Consider the following 22,594-nt stretch of genomic DNA (forward strand, 5'->3'; position numbering starts at 1 on the left):
CTTTCTCTCACCGTCGTACCCTTGACACAACCATTCTCCTGACAACATTCTTTACTTCTTCACAACCTCATGCCCACCGAACTCATTTCTCAAAGCTGCTACAACCTTGCCTGTAAACGTATCATCTTCTAATGAGCGATATCTCATCATCAGTGACAATGCAATTACTGGAGCTGGGGCTTGAAAATCTAAGGCAGTTTCCACTGTCCATTTCCCCTCACCAGATGAATTCATGACACCTTTAATTCCATCTAAGTTTGGATCTTTTGAAAAGGCACTTTCACTAAGTTCCATTAACCATGAACGGATCACAGAACCATGGTTCCAAACTTTTGCTACTTTTTCGTAGTCATAATCAAACGGGCTTTTGTCGAGAATATCGAAACCTTCGGCAATAGCCTGCATCATTCCATACTCAATCCCGTTATGAATCATCTTCAAGAAGTGACCACTGCCTACATCGCCACAATGAAGGTAACCGTTCTCAATTGTCGTATCGTGGAAAATACTTTCTACTCGTTGTACAACTTCTTTTGGTCCTCCAACCATCATACAAGCGCCTTGTCTTGCTCCTTCAATTCCTCCACTTGTGCCAACATCTACAAAGTGAATCTTTTTTTCTTTTAGAAACTCTCCTCTCCTTGTTGAATCTTTGTAGTTAGAATTCCCTCCATCAATGACGACATCGTCTTCATCTAATAAATCGTAAAGCGATTTAACTAGACTTTCCGTAATCTCACCAGCTGGAACCATTAACCAAATAGTTCTTGGCTTATCCAACTGATTGACCACCTCTTTTACTGAATAGGCAGGAATAGCACCGCTTTCTTTCAATCCATCTACTTGATCTTTATTCACATCATTAACAACTACCTCGTGCTTGTGATCAAGCAGATTTAGTGCCAAGTTGTAACCCATTTTGCCAAGCCCAATCATTCCTAATCTCATCATTTCACTCCTCTCCTATGTCCTTCTATTTTCCTTTTGTGAAATTTAATTTCTTCATGACCTTATTATATGATAAAATATTTCTTTTTCAAGGGTTTTTATGAAAAAATATTTTTTTATTTTCTCTTTTCATATATAATGGCATTAATACACCAATAATAGTGATTAATATTAGGATCAATTGTTTTGTTTATACTTTTCTTACATTAAAAGGAGGGGATCTCATGAACCAAACAGAAAGTGGCCATTGCAAACACCGTATCCGAGCATCCTATAGTAGTTTTCGTGAAAAAGAAAAAAAAATTGCTGATTATATTTTGGAACATCCTGAAGAAATCATTCATTCTACGATAAGCCAAGTCGCTGATACTTTAGATGTTGCAGAAGCTACTGTCTTCCGTTTTTGCAAAAGAATTGGCTTCAAAGGTTATCAAGCGATGAAAATCGCCCTTGCTTCAGAAGTTGTAACCGGAATGAAAGATATTCATGAAACGATTAAAGAAGGCGATGACGAAAAACAAGTAGCGGAAAAAGTATTTAAATCAAATATCCGTACATTAGAAGATACGCTATCCGTCATTGATGGAGATAGTTTTAAAAAAGCTGTACAAATGTTGTTGGCTGCAAACCGAGTAGAGTTCTATGGAAACGGGGGATCTGGTGTGATTGCTATGGATGCACATCATAAATTTATGCGCACAGGCATCCCGACGATCGCTTATAGCGATTCCCATTTCCAAGTCATGTCTGCATCACAGCTCACAGAAAAAGATGTCGTTGTCCTTATTTCCCATACAGGAACAAACAGAGATATTTTACAAGCACTTGAAGTAGCAAAGGAGCAAGGGGTAACAACCATTGGCATAACAACACTAGCAAAATCTCCGTTAAGTGAAGGCGTTGATGTTCCTTTATACACAGTGTCAAAGGAAACAGATTACCGATCGGAAGCACTATCATCTCGGCTTGCTCAACTTAGTATTATTGACGCCCTTTATGTGAATGTAAGCATTGGTCGAAAAGACCTCATGCAACAATCGATTACAAAGATGCGTAAGGCCATCTCGAGTACGAGAATATAATTTAATATTTAAATAGAAGGAAGGTCCACAATTTATGATGAAAGAATTTGTCATAGGACTAGATATTGGTACAACTAGTGCCAAATCAGTCATTTTCAAAAAGGATGGAACCGTCGTGTCAGAAGATGAACAGAATTATCCGGTTTTCCATTCTCATCCGTCATGGGCGGAACAGGATCCGCTATTGATTGAAAGAAGTGCTATTCTCGCAATGAAAAACGCTTTACAAAGTAAAGGAATAAAAGGGGAGCAAATTTTATCCGTGGGATTATCTTCTGCTATGCATTCTTTGGTTTGCGTTGATGAGGAAAATAATCCTCTCTCCCCATCTATGACATGGGCGGATGGACGAAGTGACGCACAAGCAATAGCTCTAAAAAACTCGTTGTTAGGAACGGAAATTTATCTCCAATCTGGCACCCCGATTCATCCTATGTCGCCGTTAGTAAAATTAATATGGATGCATGAAAATAATTACCCAGCGTATCATAGCGCTGCGAAGTTTTTATCCATCAAGGAATTCTTAACGTCTAGATGGTTTGGTATCGATGCCGTTGATTATTCCGTTGCATCAGCTACAGGGCTATTTGATATGAAAAATAAAGAGTGGAATGAAGAAGCATTGAAACTAGCTGGCATTCATAGCGACCAGCTTTCAAAAGCCGTTTCACCAACGTTTGTATTTGAAGGGTTGAAGAAAGATATTGCTCAGGAAATGGGAGTTCCTGTCGACTTACCTTTCGTAGCGGGCGGTAGTGACGGACCACTAGCGAATTTAGGAATTGGCGCAATTAATCCAGGGGAAACAGCTATCACAATTGGTACAAGTGGAGCCATTCGCCAAATGTCTGCTCGTCCTCAAACGGATGAGAGACAAGAAGCTTTTTGCTATTCCTTTACCGATGATTTATGGATTATCGGTGGCCCAACGAATAACGGGGGCATTGTTTTGCAGTGGTTAATAGACGTGTTAGGTCAAAAAGAAGTTGAGGAAGCATTGCATCATGGCGGTGATGCCCATTCTTTATTGCTTCGTGCCGCTGAGAACGTTGCTCCTGGTGCTGGTGGATTGATTTTCCTACCATATATAAATGGAGAACGCGCTCCACATTGGGATGCGAAAGCGCGTGGAGCATACGTCGGTTTATCGATGGATCATCGGAAAGAACATATGACAAGAGCTGGATTAGAAGGCGTTTTATTTAGCTTATTGAATGTAAGCGAAGCGTTGAATCGACTAGCCGGAAAAACGTCTACTTTGTATGCCAGTGGTGGATTTGCAAGGTCATCCTTCTGGGTACAGATGCTTGCAGATATTTTTGGACAAGAAGTCCATCTCCCCGAATCACATCAAAGCTCTGCTTGGGGGGCAGCGTGGATTAGCTTGCTTGCGATTGGTGAAGTGAGTGATTTAGCATCCATCAAACAACATATTCCAATGAAAAACGTCATTTCTCCTAATGAGGAAAATGAAGAAATTTACCGGAACCTTTATCCAATCTATCGTAACCTTTACGATGCGTTGAAACCAACTTATGACCAACTGCATACGTTTCGGTCATCAGAAATCGAAGGAGAGTGGTCAAAATGGATTTAAGTCTACAAGGGAAAAATGTGCTTGTACTAGCATCGAGCAAAGGACTTGGCAGAGCGACAGCTGAAGCTTATGCAAAAGCTGGAGCTAACGTGATGATTACGAGTCGTTCTGAACAAAACCTTAAAAAGACGGCAGAAGAAATTTCTGAAACTGCAGAAGGAACAATCGCTTATCATCCATGCGATGTATCAAAGAGTAATGACCTGAAGCAACTAGTCGAAGAAACAGTTTCAAAATTTGGAGGGTTGGACGTGTTAATTAATAATGCAGGCGGTCCCCCTCCTGGTGGGTTTGATGACTTAACAGATGACGACTGGGAATGGGCATTTCACCTGACACTAATGAGTTTGGTGAGAACGATTCGGTATGCTTTGCCTTATTTGAAAAAATCAAAAGGGCGAATCGTTAACATCACTTCGTCCTCCATCAAAGAACCGATCGATGGACTTATGCTGTCTAACGTTTACCGAATGGGCATTGTTGGATTAGCAAAAACTTTATCCAATGAAATTGCTGGAGATGGTGTATTAATAAATACTGTTGGTCCTGGGCGAATTGATACGGATCGGGTGAGAAGTCTAGATCAAAAGAAAGCAGAAATTCAGCATAAAACATCTGAAGAAGTTCGTGAAAATGCAGAAGCAAATATCCCTCTTGGACGTTATGGCTTACCTGAAGAATTTGCGAATATCGTTTTATTCCTCGGTTCTGGAATGAACACTTATGTAACTGGGCAAATGTTCGTTGCTGATGGTGGCATGACAAGTTCGTATTAATTTGAATAGTTTTTGTTTTGGTTATGCTTGGGTTTTGGGGTTGGGGTTGGGCGCTAGTAATCTAGTGACCATTGGAAGGTAATTTTAGCTAGAAAGGGGCACTAGTCATCGCCTCTAGTGACCTTTCTTTTGCTTTTTCCTGTCTTAATGGGCACTAGTTATCGCCTCTAGTGACCCTTCTTTCGCTTTTTCCTGTCTTAATGGTTACTAGCCATCGCCTCTAGTGACCCTTTTCTCCCTTTTTCCTGTCTTAATGGTCACTAGTTCACACCTCTAGTGACCCTTTTCTCCCTTTTTCCTGTCTTAATAGGCACTAGTCCTCGCCTCTAGTGACCCTGCTCTCGATTTTTCAAGCTTCATTGGGCACTAACTAACTAGTCCTCGCCTGTTGTGCCCGATTCCTCCCCGCTGTCCCCAAATAAATAACACAAAAAAACTATCCTAAATCAGGATAGTTCATCGAATAAAAAACTACTTGTCATGCCATACGTGGGCTTTGCCTTTTTCCAAAGAAATGATATCCATCGCAACTTGGGTTCCTTGACCAGCAGCAATAATGCTTTGCGTTGAAATTCCTGATAGAAGGCCTGCCACATAAAGCCCTGGTATTTTTGTTTCTCCGTTCCACGATCCGCCAACTACCCGAGAGATTTTACCGCTTGGAACGGCTGGGCTGACCTCTGTCTCCACGCCCATATCTTGCAATGGTTTTAGATGAACATTAGATGCGACAATGACATACTTCGCCGAAATTTCTTCTACTTCATCCACTTCTTTATCTTTCGATGAAACTTCGAGGAGAAATCGTGATTCCGCTTCCTCTTTTTGTTTCAACTCACGAACGGACGCCTCGATATATTCTGCCCCCATCGACAGCATTTGCTCTTTCATTTTAGCAAGAAGATCTTGTCCTGAAATCCCTTCAGGAATCCCTGGGAAGTTCCATACAGTTGAAATTGGTTTAATCTGTGATTTTCCCGTATCAAACACCATTGTTTTCAACCCTGCTTCTGCTGTATAAACCGCTGCAGATAAGCCAGATATTCCTCCACCAATGATGGCAACATCGATATATTTAGTCATAGTGCATGCCTCCAAGTTTCATTATTTCTATTTCATAATATACCATTATAGGTATCTAGTTTCAAACTTTACACGCCTTCAACATACCCTCACAAATATAACCTGGACATGCAAAAGCCCTCATATTACCATACATGAGGGCTCATCAAAATAAAACTATTTATTATGCTAATTCATAATGTTCTTTCACCTTATCACGCAAGGCTCGTTTCAAAAATTTACCGACGGATGTTTTCGGAATTTCATCCATAAAAATCACGTCATCTGGTAACCACCATTTTGCGAATTGAGGTTTTAAGAACAGGAGTAACTCTTCTTTCGTCATATCTTCCATTCCTTCTTTCACAACAACACAGGCGACTGGCCGTTCTTGCCATTCAGGATCAGGAATCGCAACAACAGAAGCTTCAAATACTTTTTCATGAGCCATAATCGCATTTTCTAAATCAACGGAGGAAATCCATTCTCCTCCACTCTTAATTAAATCTTTCGTTCGGTCAACTATTTTAATAACACCTTCTTCATCGACCGTACACACATCACCTGTATGAAGCCAGCCATCAATAAATGTTTCCTCTCCGCGATCATCTTTGAAATAATCGTCGGCGATCCATGGGCCTTTTAACAATAATTCACCCATATCTTCATCATCCCACTTTACTTCTCCTTGGCCTCCGACAATCTTCATCTCTAGCCCTGGTACTAACATGCCTTGCTTCGCGCGAATATTGAAACGATCATCTTCAGGTAAGTCCTCTTGATAACTTTTCAGACGGGAAACGGTCGCAAGAGGACTTGTCTCTGTCATTCCATACGCATGTAAAAACGGGACGTTATATTTCTGTTCAAATGTCTTGATCATGCTAAGTGGTGCCGCTGATCCACCGCAAACAACCGCTCGTAAACTATCGGTTCGGTAACTATTCTCTTCAAGTTCCTTGAGTAACCCTAACCAAATCGTTGGAACACCGGCTGTCATCGTTACTTTCTCATCTTGAATCAGCTCTGCTAAAATTTTTGGCGTAAATCGCGGTCCAGGCATGACCTGATTTGCTCCTAACCATGTGGCAATAAAAGGCATCCCCCAAGCATTTACGTGAAACATCGGAACAACTGGCATCACGGTGTCTGACTCAGAAGCAGCAACAGTATCTGCAAATGCTAGCCCCATACTGTGAAGAACAGTGGAGCGATGCGTGTATATGACACCTTTTGGATTTCCAGTTGTCGCCGACGTAAAACACATGCCAGCTTCTTCTGTTTCATCTATGTCCTTTGGATATTCAAACGTCTCATCCCCTGTTCGAATCCATTCCTCATAAGAATATACATTTTCCACTTTTGTCGATGGTAATTCATGATCCGTCATGACAATGTATGCTTTGACTGTTTTAAGCTTATCGTGAACCGCTTCAATTAATGGGAAAACATCTTCATCGACAAAAATTAACTCATCTTCTGCATGGTTAATGATGTAGATGATATGCTCTGGTGATAGTCGGATATTAATCGTATGAAGCACGGAACCGATACTTGGAATCGCAAAGTAAAGCTCTAAATGACGATGGTGATTCCAAGCTAATGTCCCGACTCGATCACCTCTTTCAATACCGAATTCCTTCAGTCGGCTCGCTAATTGTCGTGTCCTTTTACCGATCTCTGCATACGTGAAGCGCTGAATACCTGTAGATGTTCTTGAAATAACCTCTTTTTTCGGAAAAAAACGTTCGGCTCTTTCAATCATGGATGATATAAGCAAATTACCTTTCATCATATGAATCTACCACCTTTTAAAATGTATTGTGAAGAAATGGATCTCCTCTACGTTCAATATATTCGCTTCCAAGTTGGACATGCCTATTTAACTCTTTCCTCCTTCAAAAATTATGGAACTAAAATTAGTTTTCCTGATGTTTTTCTTCCTTGCATTAACGAGTGAACTTTCGCCGCTTCTTCTAAAGGATACGTTCCACCAATCGTCAATTTCAGCTCGCCTTTTTGTGTATACGAGAGTAACTCTTGTAAACTCGACGCGAAAAGGTCTGGTTTTTTCATGATCTGCGGCAAGAAGAATCCAATGACAGATTGATTTTTCCCCATTAAAATAGACGGGTGAAGCGTTGGCTGCTCACCACTTGCGACACCATAAATGACTAGACGTCCAAACGAAGCTAAACACGATAACGTTTTATCGAAAATCTCACCCCCAGCCATTTCTAAAGCAACGTCGACACCTTTGCCATCTGTGATGTCTAATACTTTTTGTTCCCAATTTTCCTCTGTATAGTTGACGAGTTCATCTGCCCCTAGTTGTTTTGCTAACTGTAGTTTTTCGGATGAACTAGCTGTAGCAATGACTTTTCCTGCGCCAAACAATTTAGCTAATTGCACCGCAATCGTTCCGACACCCCCAGCGGCAGCGTGAACAAGAACGGTTTCTCCTTTTTCTAGTCGTCCCATCGTTTTCAAAATATGATAGGCGCTTAATCCTTGTAGAGGTAAAGCTACGGCATGTTCAAAATCGATTCCTTCTGGGATAGGTATGAGTCCCCGTTCGTCGGCAATCGTATATTCAGCATATCCCGTTGCTTTATCTGCCCCTAACAAAGTCACAACGTTTGTCCCTACTTTTACCCCAGTGACTTTATCTCCAACTTCCGCCACGGTTCCTGCTACTTCAGCACCTGGAACGAATGGCAGTGGCGTCGGAACAACGTATTGTCCTTGTCTTCTTGCCGTGTCCGCATAGTTCACGCCGATCGCTTTAATTTCGATCAATACTTCATGACCTTTCGGTGTTGGTTTCTCTATGTCCGTTAACTGTAATACCTCTGGTCCGCCAAATTCTTGAAATTGTATCGCCTTCATGGAATCTCTCCTTTTATGTGATAATTCTCGTTCGTTGTCCAACTAATATCATTTTTAACATGTGTATCGCTGTTTCTCATTTAATTGAGCGGCGATTTCTCTGTTGCGCAGCACGACGTCTTCGGCGCAATATGCGCCTAATTCAGCAGAAATCATCTTCGTTACTTCTGTTAATTGCGTTCCTGACAAAATGCCTGAAGCTAGTTTTCTTGCAACCATTTCCACATCTAACATCGACTCACTAACGAGTGAAATAGCCAAATTTTCTTTCATTTTTTCTTTCTCCAACCCATTTGTTGTAACCGCTTTCAACGAGCGAAGCACGGAAGATTCTGTTGCGTAAAGCTGAATCGCCAATTCTGATAGTTTCATGAGTGTTTCTTGGGAATCTTCCAGTTTTTCACCTAACGTTTCATAGGCAACTCCCGCTAAGATGAGAAACACACGACGAATCGATGCTACAGCTTGAATCTCTTCGGCAAGCACCCCCTCTGTCTTTTTAGCTATTTCCTTTCTTGCGTTAGCGATGATGTCTTCCATCGGTATTTCACCTTTTGCTGCTTTTTTAAACAACAACCCAGGAATGAGCAAACGATTAATTTCATTTGATCCTTCAAAAATACGGTTGATCCGTGAGTCACGATACATCTGCTCAATTCGATATTCACTAATAAAGCCATTTCCACCATGAAGTTGCAGAGATTCATCGACGATTTTATCAAGCGTTTCGGAACTATATACTTTGCACACGGCACATTCCATGACATACTCCATCATTCGTTTTCCAATGAGTTTGTGATCATCTGAGTCATATAAATCACCTAATGCCTCTTCCAATAACCCTGCTGTTCGATACTGAAGTGATTCCGCCGCATAAATTCTCGATGCCATCTGTGCGATTTTCTCTTTCGTTGCTCCAAATTCGGCAATCGTCTTTTTAAACTGTTTCCGTTCATTCGTATAAGCAATCGCAAGTTCTAACCCATACTTTGCTGCACCAACGCAGGCAGAACCTAGATTAAATCGCCCAAGATTCAGCACGTTTAATGCAATAATGTGTCCACGCCCGATCTCTCCTAATACGTTTTCTACTGGAACGAGACAATCTTCGAAAATGACAGACCTTGTCGAGGACCCTTTGATGCCCATCTTTTTCTCTTCTGGTCCTAGCGATAGACCAGGAAAATCTTTTTCCACGATAAATGCAGTAAATTTCTCTCCATCTACTTTCGCATAAACGATGAATGTATCCGAGAATTGAGCATTCGTAATATAAATTTTCGTTCCGTTAAGCAAATAGTGGTGTCCGTCTGACGATAATTCCGCTTTCGTTTTTGCTGATAATGCATCAGACCCCGCCGACGGTTCTGTTAAACAATAAGCGCCAATATATTCACCAGATGCTAATTTCGGTAAATACTTTTGTTTTTGAGCATCCGTTCCAAAATAAGTGATCGGCAGAGTCGCAATGCACGTATGATTCGAATGGGCAACACCGTAGCTCCCAGTTTTTCCAACGGCTTCTCCTACAAGTCCTTTACTTATTTTATCAAGGCCAAGTCCTCCATACGCTTCAGGAATACTGTGACCGAGCAACCCTAGATCCCCTGCATTCCTGAGAATGGTGACGACTCGATTGAAGTCTTGTTTTTCAATCGCTTCTCGATGGGGTTCTACTTCTTTTTCTACGAATTGACTTGCCGTTCTTGCAATCATGTTCTGTTCATCCGTGAAATCTTCTGGTGTGAATATCCGCTCTTCATCCATCGATGTTAATAGAAAACTTCCTCCACTAACGTACTGTTTTGTTTGTTCTTTCGACAATATCACTACCTCCTTCTTTTCCGATAATCTGCTCTTGGTTAGTCAGGCAAATTCTTTTTTGGTCAACCAATCGTGGAACAACAGACATGATATCTCTTTGTGAAACAAAGTCAACTTCTTCGCCAAAACCTAAATCAATAAGCATCTGTCCAACGCGTGACTCTAAAATCACCGACTTAGGCTCACGATTTTTATAAAATTCGTGGGCAGCAAACGCACTTTCTGAAAGAATCAAGCGATCATTGCTTTCTCTCATCAAGCTGGCAATAAAGGAACCTGCTCCATAAAAGTCTTCGATACAAAACTCTCCAGAAGATCCGGAACAAATCAGAACGATCGTGTCATCTTTCTCCCTTTTTATAATCTCATTTGCGACTGCTTTTCCGTTCAATAGAGAAGCGATATACACATGTTTTGCTAGCGAAGCTCGATTGATAGCGACGGTTCCATTTGTCGTTGATAGAATCATCGTTTTCTTGTTGACCACTTCTTTTAGTTTCATAGGATTAGGCTCATGAAAGTGGTCCAAACTTCTCCCTTGATATTCTCCGACGAGTAAATAGCTATTTTTCTCTCTTCCGATTGTTTCTTTCTCTGCTTCTTCCTTCGTTGATACAGGAATCACTTCCTTCGCACCGGCGTGAAGGGCTGCGGTAATCGTAGAAGTAGCAAGTAAAATATCAAAGACGACCGCTACTTTCCCTTCTATCTTTGCTTGATCAATGTCTTCTTTTTTAAAAAGAAGATGAACTTTTTTCATGTTAATCTCCTCATATCCATTCCGCCCTGCTAGTAGAAAGGAGGTTTGTCCCTTCCCTATCAAATCATCGAGCTTTCTCGGTTTCTTTCCCCGCTTGATCGATCAATTGCTGAACAAAGTAGTTCAACTTTGCAAAACGTTCATCGTTTGTTTGACCCTTTTTCCAACGAGCATAAATTTGCTGACAAATGACTGCCAGTTTAAATAAGGCAAACGTAAAGTAGAAATGAAAGTGAGAAACGTCTCGACCACTTTTTTCCGCATAGGCCTGAACAAATTCTTCTCTCGTCATGAATCCAGGTAAAACGGTGACAGGTGGTTTACCCAACGCGTATTTCAACAGATCTGGATCATCTTCTTCCAACCAATAACTCATCGCTGCTCCTAAATCCGCCAATGGATCTCCAACGGTTGTCATTTCCCAATCAAATAAACCGATCATCTTAGAAAAATCATCTGAAAACATCGCATTGTTTAGTTTGTAATCATAATGAATCACAGTTGCTTCTTGGGAGGCTGGGATGTTTGTTATCATCCATGCTTTCAAGCTTTCTACCCCTGGAATTTCATCTGTCTTCGCTCGTTCATACCGTTTGATCCACCCATGAACTTGGCGTTCCATAAATCCATCAGGTTTTGTCATTTCCGCAAGTGACGTTTGTTTGTAATCAACGTCATGGAGCTGAACTAGTGTATCAACCATCGTTTCTGAAATTCTTCGACACGTTTCTTCTGTCGGTTTCATCCCTTTCGGAAACTCTGTATCTAGCACGATCCCCTCTCTCCGCTCCATAATGAAAAATGGACTTCCAACGATCGAATCATCGTCGCTATAAACAAACGGTTTCGGAGCAATTGGAAAAACAGGGTGAAGTTCGCGCAAAATCGTATACTCCCGCTTCATATCATGTGCTTTCGGAGCAACAGGACCATGAGGCGGCCTTCGAAGCACTCCTTGCCAACTTCCAATCGTTAATTCATATGTGAGGTTGGACGCCCCTGATGAGAATTGCTCTACCGTCATCTTATTTTCCGGAAGTCCACTAATGTAATCTCTGACAAATCGTTCTAACTTCGTCGTATCGAGCTCTTCGCCTTTTCTTACTGGAATTGTATCTTTCATCGGTTCTATCCCCTCCTTTTCCGTCCACTACCAACCTACTTATGTGAAAAAGTAGGCTTTCGTTTTTCCATAAACGCATTCAGTCCTTCTTTTACGTCTTCTGTATGAAACACTTGTTTAAATAAATCTGCTTCTAGCTCAATCGCTTCGTTGAAATTCAGTTCCATCCCTTGATTTACTGCTTTTTTAATACGCGATAACGGTTCAAGGGAATAACCACTCATTTTTCCTGCCATCTTCATCGCTTCTGTGATTCCTTCACCCGTCGCCGTTACTTGGTTAACGAGACCAATACTTTTCGCCTCTGCCGCCGACACCGATTCTCCTGTGTACATCATTTCTTTCGCTTTTGCTTCTCCAACAAGTCTTGGCAAGCGCTGCGTTCCTCCTCCACCTGGAAAAATGCCTAGCTTGATTTCCGGTAACCCAATCGTCGCTTGCTCTTCCGCTATTCTGATGTCAAAAGCTAACGCTAATTCACATCCGCCACCGAGAGTTAATCCATCAAGAACGACGATCGTTGGCTTTGGAAAGGCGTCAATTCGATTCAATACGTCATGACCTTCCATAACGGACTTTTTCATGTCCTTATTGCCAATCATTTCAGGGAACTCTTTAATATCAGCCCCAGCGACAAACGCTTTTTCCCCTGCTGTTGTGAAAACGACAGCAACAGCTTCGTTATCATGTTCAAGCGAATCAAATACGTCTCCTAGCTCTTTAAACACTTGTTTACTTAATACATTCAACGGAGGTCGATCAACCGTTATCGTAGCTACGCCGTCCTTCTTTTCCACAGATACATATTCCTTCATTATGAACACCCCTCTTTTATGCTTTTTCGTACGTATACCAACCTTGACCCGTTTTTCGTCCTAACGTCCCTGCTTTGACTTTGTCTTCGATACATTTAGCCGGTTTATCTTCTGGATCACCTGTTTCGGCGTACCGCTGCTGGTTCACGTAATACGCGACGTCAATTCCTGATAAATCCATTAACGCAAACGGTCCAATCGGATGTTTAAGTGCTTTCGTAGTAATAAGATCGATATCTTGGAAACTAGCATACCCTTCCTCATATAGCTTGACCGCTTCTTTTGATAAAGCTCCGAGAATACGATTCGCAACAAAACCTGAAATTTCTTTGTTCAAAAGAACGGCAGTACGATTGATTTTTTCACATAACTCCATCGTTACTTGCACCGTTTCTTCTGACGTCTGCTCACTTCTAACGACCTCCACACAATCCATGATGAGAGGAGGAAAGAAAAAGTGCATGTTACATACTTTTTCTGGACGACTTGTTGCGTCAGCCAATAACGAACTTACAATCGTTGAACTATTCGTTGCCAAAACGGCATGTTTTGGTGCGATCTCATCAAGTTCGGCAAACACGCTTCGTTTGACGTCCAATTTTTCAACGACAGCTTCAATGACAAAGTCAGCGTTCGATGCTGCTTCTTTCAAACTTGTTGTGAAAGCCAAGCGCGAAAATGCGGCTACCTTTTCTGCTTCCGTAATCTTCCCTTTTTGAACCCATTTATCTATTTGGTATGCCAATGATTCCTTTGCTTTTCCAAGCGATGTTTCGTTCACATCTTGAATGACCGTTTCACATCCACCTAGTGCACATAACATCCCGATTTGATGCCCCATCGATCCTGCCCCAACAACACACACGTTTTGCAAACTATTTCCTTGCATTTTCGTTTCCTCCTTTAATAGAACTTCATTTTATCTCAGTTCAAACTCCGTTGACTAACCAGTTAGTATGTTCAAAGCAGAGGACCAGCAACGATCCTGTATACACTCTCGTTTAAGGTTACTCCGCGTTAATTCCATTCAAGAAGATTTCCAAATATATTTCCGCTACTTCATAGTCAGGAACGGGACCGTTTGGGTTGAACCACTGGTAACTCCAGTTACATGCACCTAAAACTGCGAAAGTAATCATATCTGAACGAAGATCGTTTCGGAATTCGCCTTTGCCCATGCCCTCATCAATAATTCCGTTTAGCTGAGAAAAGAACTTATCTCTCGTAGGGATGATTTGCGACAAATGCTCCTCACTCAAATTGCGCATCTCTCGGTAAAAAACCCTTGCACTCGTTCCTTGCGTTTTAATACTGCTCAATAACATGAAGACAACTTCAAACAACTTTGTTTTACTATCTTTCTTTACGTCTTCCACTATTTCCTTCTGTCTATGAACAATATCATTAATATAACGAAGATGAATATCCATCAATAATTCTTCTTTACTTTTAAAATAATAGTAAAACGTTCCCTTCGTTACACTTAATTCATCAACAATATCTTGGATCGACGTTTCACTAAACCCTTTTTTTTCGAATAAAACAATGCTTTTTTCTAGTATTTTTTCCTTCACAACTATGACCCTCTCTTTATCGGCTATTTTCCACACATTATAACACAGAGAGACGCTGTATTTTAGGTCATCGCGTGCGTTCCTCCATCCACCACTACTGTGTCTCCCGTAACAAAATCAGCTGCTCTTGACGCTAGAAAAACGGCCGCACCTTTAAGGTCATCCTCCGAGCCAAATCGATTTAACGGCGTCCTTTCTAGAATTTGGTCACCTCCTTGCTCGATAATCACTTTCGATATTTTTGTTGGGAAAAATCCAGGAGCAATGGCATTCACATTGATATTATATTGTCCCCATTTCACTGCCAAATCTTTTGTGAAAGTCATGACGGCACCTTTGCTCGTATTATACCCAATCGTATCCATGAGCTCCGGATCTGTTCCGCCAAACCCTGCCACAGAGGCAATGTTAATGATTTTTCCAGCCTTTTGTTCGATCATCACTTTACCTACCGCTTTGGACATCAAAAATGTACCTGTAACATTCACATCGATGACTTTTTTCCAAGCTTCCACCGGCATCTCAACGGCAGGAGCTCCCCATGTTGCTCCACTGTTGTTCACGAGAATATCAATTCTGCCAAACGTATCCATTGTTTTACTCACAACCGCTTCCACATCTTCTTCTTTCGTCACATCACAAGTCAACGCAAGCGTTTTTGTCCCAGCCTTTTGCAACTCATCGCTCACTTCTTGACAAGCCTCTAATTTCCGCGAACAAAGAACGACATTGGCTCCTGCTTCGGCATAAGCTTTTGCGATTTGTTCGCCAAGTCCTCGGCCACCCCCTGTAATGATTGCCGTCTTATTTGTTAAATCAAATAATTCCTGTACACGCATCTAATAACCCTCCATCTCTAAAACTATGAATATTGTTTTAATTCTAGTTTTGCTACTGATCGTCGGTGCACTTCATCAGGCCCATCAGCAATTCGGAGCGTTCGAGCCGTTGCCCAGTGATGAGCGAGTGGCGTATCATTGCTTACTCCTGCACCACCAAACGCTTGAATTGCTCGATCAATCACGCGAAGAGCCATGCTTGGTGCAACGACTTTAATCATCGCGATTTCTTTTTTGGCGACTTTGTTTCCGACAGTATCCATCATGTATGCTGCCTTTAATGTTAAAAGCCTTGCCTGTTCAATATCTATTCGTGACTCAGCTATCCACTCACGGATCACTCCTTGATCGGCTAACGGTCTACCGAAAGCCACTCGATTTGTTACCCGTTTACACATTTCCTCTAATGCTCTTTCCGCAGAACCAATAAGGCGCATACAATGATGAATCCTCCCTGGTCCAAGCCTTCCTTGAGCAATCGCAAATCCTTTCCCTTCGCCCCACAATATATTCGATGCAGGGACTCGAACATTGTTATAGTCAATTTCCGCATGTCCATGAGGAGCATGATGATAACCAAACACAGGTACATTCCGATTAATTGTTACTCCAGGCGAATCTAACGGAACGAGAATCATCGATTGTTGCTCGTATCGGTTCGCGTCGGGATCTGTTTTCCCCATAAATATCGCTACTTTACATCGCGGATCACCGCCACCGGAAGACCACCATTTCCGTCCGTTAATCACATAGTCGTCACCGTCTCGAACGATACTAGCACCGATATTTGTTGCGTCTGATGATGCTACATCCGGCTCTGTCATCGAAAAACACGAGCGAATGTCCCCATTTAATAAAGGAGTAAGCCATTTTTCCTGTTGCTCCTTCGAACCGTATCGTACGAGTACTTCCATGTTCCCTGTATCAGGTGCGTTGCAATTAAAAGCTTCAGGTCCAATCATCGATCTTCCCATGATTTCACAAAGAGGCGCATATTCCAAGTTAGTTAGACCCGCGCCTCTTTCACTGTCTGGCAAAAATAAATTCCAAAGGCCTGCTTCCTTTGCTTTCGCCTTCATCTCATCCATGACTGGAGGTACGGATTTCCACGGGTTCGCTTGCATGTCAATAAACTCATCGTACACTCGCTCATTCGGATAAACCGTTGTTTCCATAAACGTTTCTACTTGCTCTTGCAACTTTTTTACTTTGTCAGAGTAATCGAAATTCATGTTTCCCACGCCTTTCATACGTTCTACTTTCGAGGGTTGTTCTGTTTACTAACCGGTCAGTATGTTTCTAATATACGTTAATTAGTCTGATTATTCAACCTTTACTTCATAAAAAAATGACGCAAATGAAAAGCGTCATCAACATACGCATAGTTGTCAAGAGGGTTTGTGCGATCTTAAACAAAACAATAGATTATCAACTTTTGGAATCACTTCGGTTCGATTTCGGTGAAAAGACACCATTGAACCGTTAACACAACCTCAATATCACACATTTACAATTAAAATCGGTTGTCAGGGTGAAGGTTGTTTTGCATTTCTTCTTGTACTCTGTTGACGTCCTCTGTTGAAGCTTCCGTTTGGACATACCATCCTTTCGAATGCATCGTTTCATATAGTTCTAATTGATTACTACTAGCTTTTTGAAAACAATTTTGGTAAATGTCCCTCAATTCTTTATGACTCGTTTCTAACAATGTGTTTGAAACGCTTCGACACCTTCCCTTTTCTAATTCCAGACAAAGTTGCAACATTTCTCTATCAGTTAAACCGCGACCTTCCATGTTATTTGGCATGTTCTTCCCTCCTCATTATTGAGTTAATCCTGACCTATTAAAATATGTAGAAATTTCACCTACATTTAGCTGATGTATCTCCGCCAACTTTTCTAGAAGCGTTTTAAGCTCCACATCGTCACACTGAGATGCACACCAATTCATCGTTTTAGCTGTAATTTCTTCGGCACGAATTTCATCTTCAATCGACGACAACTCTTTTTTCGTCATATGATTCATTCCATCACCTCCAATTAGCATAGTATCTACTTTTTAGTATGGATTTCTGTCTCGATTTTTATCCAAAAATGTCTAAAAGGTTAGGCTAATTGGTCGTAAACCCTCTAATAAATACGTTACTACTCAAATGAAATTCACTTCAGTTGTCTAGAGACTGTTAATACAGGTATAATTTCGGATAATACGTACAATATTATATCTGATTTAAGTAGATTCCAATCACATTCATTGACCAGAGGAGAGGAGCTATATAACATGCCAGAAGGTCCCGAAATTAGAATAGCTGCCGATCAAGTAGAAAAAGCAATCAAAGGTCGACCAATCCTCGAGATTTTTTTTGCCTTTGAAAGATTACAAGGTTATGAGGAAATGTTAAAAGAAGCGAACGTTACACGAGTTGATACGAAAGGAAAAGGAATGTTAATTCGCTTTGACTGTGGATTAACGATTTATTCTCACAACCAACTTTATGGGAAATGGATTATTCGCAATTCGTATAACTACCCTAAAACGAATCGACAACTTCGACTTGCGATTCATAATGAACAGAAGTCTGCCCTTTTATATAGTGCGTCAGATATTGAAGTATTACGAGATGAAGAGGTACAAGGTCATCCGTTTATTGCAAAAGTGGGCCCGGATATTTTAAGTGAAGACGTAACCGTTAGCGATCTTTTAAGTCGTTTTACGAGCAAACGATTTTACCGAAGAAAATGGACATCCCTTTTACTAGATCAATCATTTGTTGCGGGGATTGGGAATTATTTGCGAAGCGAAATCCTTTACGTTGCAGGAATCAATCCGATGACTCGTCCGATCGATTGCAGTCCAGACCAGTTAGAACGAGCAGCTCAAGCGACGATTGACCTCATGTGGCAGTCGTATGAGCATAATGGTATTACGCTAGATTTTAACCTCGCTTCTCAGTTAAAAGCGAAAGGTCAAAACCGTAATCAGTATCGCCATTGGGTTTTTAATAGAGAAGAGCAATCTTGCCGCACATGTGGAACACCGATCTTGAAATTTCAAGCTGCGAGCAGACGTTGTTATTACTGTCCCTCTTGCCAAAGCGATGAATACAATTAGAGAAGGAAGGATTAAACCGAATTATCTTTTTAAATTAATAATATATCAAATCAACTCACCAATCGTTGTCACAGGAGCCCGGACAAGTTTCATGATCTCTTGAATATGCTTTTCATTAACGGATAATAAAACACAGGTAGAGGGTCCAGCTGACTGGTTGAAATCTATCCCACAGCTAGGATTCAATTGAAGATTTAAACTTGCGCTTTGAGCAAACTGGTCTGCTTCATAGGAAATTCCTTGTGACCCTACAGGTAATATGTCTCGAACATTTGGATATCCTCTTAATTTTATTAAATCTCCTAAAGACACTATCTCTTTATCATTTGGATGAATCTCATACTGAGGACCGCTTTTGGGCACTCCTATACAAACGACTTTATCTCCTGATAGGGATTTTCCAATGGAGAAGTCCTTTTGATCAACTAGCCCTAGAATCGTCACTCCAATACCAGTTTGAACGGTCGGAACATTTTCCTCTGAGCTACCAGTAAACTGAACATCCTCAAAAATACCGACTTCACGGACGTATCGCTTTATTTCTGAAAGTATCTTATCTCCTACAGAATCCATTTCAACTGTTAAACAATCAATTACCATAAAAGGTTTGGCACCACAAGAAATGATCTCAAACAATGGAACGCGAGTAGCAAACTGAGCAATGATCTCTTCACTCACTTTCACTACATCTTGAGCTTTACTTCCTATGCCACCGTCTGAATCACATGCAATAGCGATATACTGCATATCGTTAACAGCCATCAAGGTAAGATCACGCTGTTTCTTCAATAAATTCGCAGGGTTTTGAATATACATTTACCCACTCCTTATCTCTAAAAAATTTATTTCTAGTAACACTATGAACACAGTGGATAATTTCTTCTACCTTTGTCTATTGTAAGACTAGGTTATCAATGATATCATTATTTCAAATTTACATGTTTCCTGAATCTAAAAGAGGAGGAAAATGCCGTGAAAGAAAGTAAAAAAAGATACGTGGAAGCAATGAGGATGCTTAAGCTAACAAGCAGAACTTTCTACATCCCTATAACGCTGTTAGAACCTACGTTGAAAAAAACGGTAGCATCAGCCTATTTATGTATGCGTGCCATTGATGAAATAGAAGATCATGAGGACCTCGAACCAGCAACAAAAGATTATTTACTCCAAGAAACGAGTTCTCTTTTAAAACATCCATTTGATCATAAGGCCTACCTTCAGCTCATATCACCTTACTCTCATCAATTACCTGAAGTAACGTTGAAACTAGGTGATTGGATAACTTTCTGTCCATCGGGTATTGTAAATAAAGTACAGGAATCAACTAGCATCATGGCTGATGGGATGTCAAAATGGGCTAGAAAAGATTGGCACATCAAAAGCAAAGAAGACTTAAATGATTACACGTATTATGTCGCAGGACTAGTCGGAGTGATGCTTTCAGATATTTGGGAATGGCGAGACGGCACGAAAACAGATCGTGATTTAGCCATTGCCTATGGAAGAGGACTTCAAACGGTTAATATTCTTCGAAATCAGCAAGAGGATCTCGAGCGAGGTGTAACCTTCCTCCCATATGGTTGGGACACGGATGATTTATTTCATTACGCAGAAAAAAATCTAGCTTTAGGTGATCAATATATGAAAGATATTGATAGCAGGAGCGTTCTGTTATTCTGCAAAGTTCCATTAGCACTAGCGAAGAAAACACTTCAAGCTATGAAAAATGGAAGAGAAAAAATGTCCCGCTCTCAAGTGGAATCAACAGTGGAAGAAATAAAGAAAAGCATCTAATGGACGATTTTTGGAGAAGGGTGATTTATCATCCATCCATGAAATCGTCCCTTTCTTTGCCACTTCATATTCTTTCCTAGCGCTTCTTATGTTGCTAAAAATGAAATACATATATCCTTTAAAAACATCAAAAAGAGGCATATCAAAAAGTTCAAAAACTTAATGGCTGCCTCTTTAAATTTAATATGTGCGTTTTGACTATGGATAAGGAGTCACTTGCTTTTAAATTGCGTTAAAAATTTGAATAACAGTTAACCAAAAAGAACTTTCAAATCTTTCATTATTTAAAAATCGAGAAAAACCTTCCTAATTTCCCTTTAGGTTTTTTTATCGATTCTTCTAAACGTTTATTAAAATCATTTTGCGAACGCCATTCTTGTTTTTGCTCTTCCCGCATATTTTGTATTTCTTTTTGTAAAAATTGACTTTTTTGTTTTTCTTGTTCTAGCATTTTTTCGTAGTTCGTTTTTTGCTGTTCGGTTAATTTTTCAATTTTCACTTGCGTTTTCTGCGCTGAATTCCCAATACCAGAACTTATTACATGATGATCTTGCTGGAGCTGTGCAACCTTTGTTTTTAGCTGAGACATATCGTTTGCAAGTTGAACATTCATTTCTCGGCTAGCTGCGAGTTCCTTGGCTAAGAAGCTCATAAATTCATGTAACTGGTTCGGATCGTCAGGCAAATTGTTATATGTATCGGCTACCGTAATCTCTTTAGATCCCTCTAACCTGTCCTTTTGCTGAGTCACAATGTCTTTTGCTGTATCGTCTAGGGATTTATTCGTATCGCGTAACGCTATAAGTGCTTCAACGTCAGATTGAACAAAGATACGTCGATCTTCATCCTTAAAAAACTCATATCCATTTCGCTCTAAGATTTGTCCATACTTTCGAACAGTAGGGGTAGCTATTCTAACTGTTTCTGCCACTTCCTTTGTAGTAAACGATCGTTCATTTTGTTGAATATCATGTCGCATAGCGGGTCTCCCTTTCTATTAAACGTGCACTTTTTGAGATAGAATCGCACTATATATCGCCCAACGATACGAAATATAAAAGCTTATTTCTATAGGTAATCTATGAAAGATAAGAAATAATGTATTCGGAAATATCAACAGCCTCAACGATAATTTTATCAAGCATATTAGCTTGATTCAAGTTACGAATTTGGTTTAATAGTATATCGCTTTAGCATTCGAACAATAAACATGAGTATTATCTTTATGTATCGGGTGCCGATACGGTTCCAGATTATCAACAATACACCAGCTGAATTCACTTAATTTGAAACAGTGAGTTGCACTAGAAGAGGTAATCATTTGTTTTACTTTTTGTTTTGTTATCTAGGGTCTACCCTATCATATATGGAAATTTTAATGAATTTGTCCTTCATACCGCCTAGTGATACAGGGGAAAAATAATTTTCTTGCGTGTATTTATATGTTAGGAGTTTGTATTAACAAGGTAGGTAACCGTTTCACTCTTAATTAAACTAATCATATCACATTATTAGATACATATCGCTTTAATATTACACATTAAATATCCATTGAGGTACATTGAGTCTAAAGGTCTTCTACTGTATCGCCTATATTTGTATTCGTATCGTTTCCCGCTATAAACACTGTCAAGTAGTTTGAGCAAGATTTATCAATCGCTTTCACTTTAATCTTTGAGGATATCGGGATTCACGCTGATACAACTTTTAATGTTCCTTTATTGATTCATTCCGTACTCTACCTTTCATACGACATTTCCCGGGAAACTTTGATATATTTCCTCGCATTTTTCATATCTCTCTTTAACAAATGTTCTTGTACAAATACACTTAGTATATAGCCTTAGGCGATATACTCTCAATTAGTGAGTCTTACTATTTTAATTGCCGTTTTATTGCTTTCCTTGGAGTAATAATTTTGCAATTGACTACTGTATATCGTCTTTACTATTAAGTGTAAAGGGGTTTCGTGATGAATTTGTAGAGTTTGTATCGCCCAGCGATATGATACACACCTGCTTTTTTTAAAAAGAAAAAAACTAGAAATGACGATTAAGTAAAGAAAAAGAAGAGATCACTCTTTTAAAGTGAAATTTCGAGATCACTTTCTGAAATTATATATTTTTAATAAGAGATTTTGCAGTGAAATTAATATATATCGGGTAGCGCTATGAATACTCCCGCCACTTAATTTCTAACGAAATTTGAAGTGGGGGTTTCTAGGGTATCGACTTTCAAGATGACGATTAACCGCTAGTGGAGTTGACACAGTGGTGTGCTAAAAACACCCAACCCCGCTATCCCATTGGTCTTGCCTTTGGGATTACTTTTTTTATTGTAAAACCAATGAAGTTGGTTTCAATAATGTTTGAACACTTGAAATTGTCTCTTCAAACGCT

General features: G+C 40.3%; 21 protein-coding genes. 5 read left to right on the top strand and 16 right to left on the bottom strand.

Features of this window, described 5'->3' with window-relative positions; genetic code table 11:
- Window positions 1–51: 51 nt before the first annotated feature.
- Window positions 52–948 carry a phosphogluconate dehydrogenase (NAD(+)-dependent, decarboxylating) gene (gene gnd / locus QDN89_RS12330; protein ID WP_280770469.1) on the bottom strand — a complete coding sequence of 299 codons (897 nt, stop codon included), beginning with the start codon at window positions 946–948 and terminating at the stop codon, window positions 52–54.
- A 224-nt stretch (window positions 949–1,172) separates the two neighbouring features.
- Here gnd and QDN89_RS12335 point away from each other — a divergent pair, with 224 nt between their 5' ends.
- The 3 genes from QDN89_RS12335 to QDN89_RS12345 are packed head-to-tail and all read left to right on the top strand — an operon-like array spanning window position 1,173 to window position 4,403.
- On the top strand, window positions 1,173–2,030 hold the full coding sequence (locus QDN89_RS12335; protein WP_280770443.1) for a MurR/RpiR family transcriptional regulator: 858 nt from the start codon (window positions 1,173–1,175) through the stop codon (window positions 2,028–2,030).
- A 34-nt stretch (window positions 2,031–2,064) separates the two neighbouring features.
- On the top strand, window positions 2,065–3,627 hold the full coding sequence (locus QDN89_RS12340) for a gluconokinase (protein ID WP_280770444.1): 1,563 nt from the start codon (window positions 2,065–2,067) through the stop codon (window positions 3,625–3,627).
- Window positions 3,618–4,403, top strand: a complete 786-nt coding sequence (locus tag QDN89_RS12345) for an SDR family oxidoreductase (protein ID WP_280770445.1) — start codon at window positions 3,618–3,620, stop codon at window positions 4,401–4,403. The genes QDN89_RS12340 and QDN89_RS12345 overlap by 10 nt, the downstream gene beginning before the upstream one ends.
- Window positions 4,404–4,874: 471 nt before the next feature.
- Here the strand turns inward: QDN89_RS12345 and QDN89_RS12350 are convergent, their stop codons facing one another.
- From QDN89_RS12350 to QDN89_RS12410, 13 genes are all read right to left on the bottom strand, one after another.
- Window positions 4,875–5,486 carry an NAD(P)/FAD-dependent oxidoreductase gene (locus QDN89_RS12350; protein ID WP_280770446.1) on the bottom strand — a complete coding sequence of 204 codons (612 nt, stop codon included), beginning with the start codon at window positions 5,484–5,486 and terminating at the stop codon, window positions 4,875–4,877.
- A gap of 163 nt (window positions 5,487–5,649) precedes the next feature.
- Window positions 5,650–7,260 (bottom strand): long-chain fatty acid--CoA ligase, encoded by a 1,611-nt coding sequence (locus QDN89_RS12355; protein WP_280770447.1) that lies wholly within the window; start codon window positions 7,258–7,260, stop codon window positions 5,650–5,652.
- 110 nt (window positions 7,261–7,370) lie between these two features.
- Window positions 7,371–8,354: a quinone oxidoreductase family protein gene (locus QDN89_RS12360; protein ID WP_280770448.1), complete on the bottom strand. Its 984-nt coding sequence runs from the start codon at window positions 8,352–8,354 to the stop codon at window positions 7,371–7,373.
- Window positions 8,355–8,408: 54 nt separating this feature from the next.
- The gene (locus QDN89_RS12365; RefSeq protein ID WP_280770470.1) at window positions 8,409–10,121 is read right to left on the bottom strand and encodes an acyl-CoA dehydrogenase family protein; all 1,713 of its coding nucleotides are present in this window, start codon (window positions 10,119–10,121) and stop codon (window positions 8,409–8,411) included.
- Window positions 10,122–10,146: 25 nt separating this feature from the next.
- Window positions 10,147–10,938, bottom strand: coding sequence for a 2-phosphosulfolactate phosphatase (locus QDN89_RS12370; RefSeq protein WP_280770449.1), 792 nt, complete (start codon window positions 10,936–10,938; stop codon window positions 10,147–10,149).
- Window positions 10,939–11,002: 64 nt separating this feature from the next.
- Window positions 11,003–12,061, bottom strand: a complete 1,059-nt coding sequence (locus QDN89_RS12375; RefSeq protein WP_280770450.1) for a phosphotransferase family protein — start codon at window positions 12,059–12,061, stop codon at window positions 11,003–11,005.
- Between the two features lie 35 nt (window positions 12,062–12,096).
- Window positions 12,097–12,876 (bottom strand): enoyl-CoA hydratase/isomerase family protein, encoded by a 780-nt coding sequence (locus tag QDN89_RS12380; RefSeq protein ID WP_280770451.1) that lies wholly within the window; start codon window positions 12,874–12,876, stop codon window positions 12,097–12,099.
- Window positions 12,877–12,892: 16 nt separating this feature from the next.
- Window positions 12,893–13,765 carry a 3-hydroxyacyl-CoA dehydrogenase family protein gene (locus QDN89_RS12385; RefSeq protein ID WP_280770452.1) on the bottom strand — a complete coding sequence of 291 codons (873 nt, stop codon included), beginning with the start codon at window positions 13,763–13,765 and terminating at the stop codon, window positions 12,893–12,895.
- A 118-nt stretch (window positions 13,766–13,883) separates the two neighbouring features.
- A complete protein-coding gene (locus QDN89_RS12390; protein ID WP_280770453.1) occupies window positions 13,884–14,450 on the bottom strand; it encodes a TetR/AcrR family transcriptional regulator in 567 nt (188 codons plus the stop codon).
- A gap of 62 nt (window positions 14,451–14,512) precedes the next feature.
- Window positions 14,513–15,289, bottom strand: a complete 777-nt coding sequence (locus QDN89_RS12395) for an SDR family oxidoreductase (RefSeq protein ID WP_280770454.1) — start codon at window positions 15,287–15,289, stop codon at window positions 14,513–14,515.
- A 23-nt stretch (window positions 15,290–15,312) separates the two neighbouring features.
- Window positions 15,313–16,521 carry an acyl-CoA dehydrogenase gene (locus QDN89_RS12400; protein WP_280770455.1) on the bottom strand — a complete coding sequence of 403 codons (1,209 nt, stop codon included), beginning with the start codon at window positions 16,519–16,521 and terminating at the stop codon, window positions 15,313–15,315.
- A gap of 281 nt (window positions 16,522–16,802) precedes the next feature.
- Entirely contained in the window at window positions 16,803–17,096 is a 294-nt protein-coding gene (locus tag QDN89_RS12405; protein ID WP_280770456.1) for a spore coat protein, read from the bottom strand.
- A 15-nt stretch (window positions 17,097–17,111) separates the two neighbouring features.
- The gene (locus QDN89_RS12410; protein WP_280770457.1) at window positions 17,112–17,315 is read right to left on the bottom strand and encodes a hypothetical protein; all 204 of its coding nucleotides are present in this window, start codon (window positions 17,313–17,315) and stop codon (window positions 17,112–17,114) included.
- Window positions 17,316–17,570: 255 nt separating this feature from the next.
- Here QDN89_RS12410 and nei point away from each other — a divergent pair, with 255 nt between their 5' ends.
- Window positions 17,571–18,401: an endonuclease VIII gene (gene nei, locus QDN89_RS12415; protein ID WP_280770458.1), complete on the top strand. Its 831-nt coding sequence runs from the start codon at window positions 17,571–17,573 to the stop codon at window positions 18,399–18,401.
- Window positions 18,402–18,446: 45 nt separating this feature from the next.
- On the opposite strand, the gene QDN89_RS12420 is transcribed toward nei, so the two are convergent.
- Window positions 18,447–19,217, bottom strand: a complete 771-nt coding sequence (locus QDN89_RS12420; RefSeq protein ID WP_280770459.1) for a hypothetical protein — start codon at window positions 19,215–19,217, stop codon at window positions 18,447–18,449.
- Between the two features lie 156 nt (window positions 19,218–19,373).
- Here QDN89_RS12420 and QDN89_RS12425 point away from each other — a divergent pair, with 156 nt between their 5' ends.
- Complete coding sequence (locus QDN89_RS12425) at window positions 19,374–20,195, top strand: squalene/phytoene synthase family protein (protein WP_425335398.1); 822 nt, start codon at window positions 19,374–19,376, stop codon at window positions 20,193–20,195.
- A 280-nt stretch (window positions 20,196–20,475) separates the two neighbouring features.
- Here the strand turns inward: QDN89_RS12425 and QDN89_RS12430 are convergent, their stop codons facing one another.
- Complete coding sequence (locus tag QDN89_RS12430; protein WP_280770460.1) at window positions 20,476–21,174, bottom strand: hypothetical protein; 699 nt, start codon at window positions 21,172–21,174, stop codon at window positions 20,476–20,478.
- Window positions 21,175–22,594 lie beyond the last annotated feature (1,420 nt).

Origin of the sequence: Salipaludibacillus daqingensis (assembly GCF_029891575.1) — a bacterium.
GTDB classification, from domain to species: domain Bacteria; phylum Bacillota; class Bacilli; order Bacillales; family Salisediminibacteriaceae; genus Salipaludibacillus; species Salipaludibacillus daqingensis.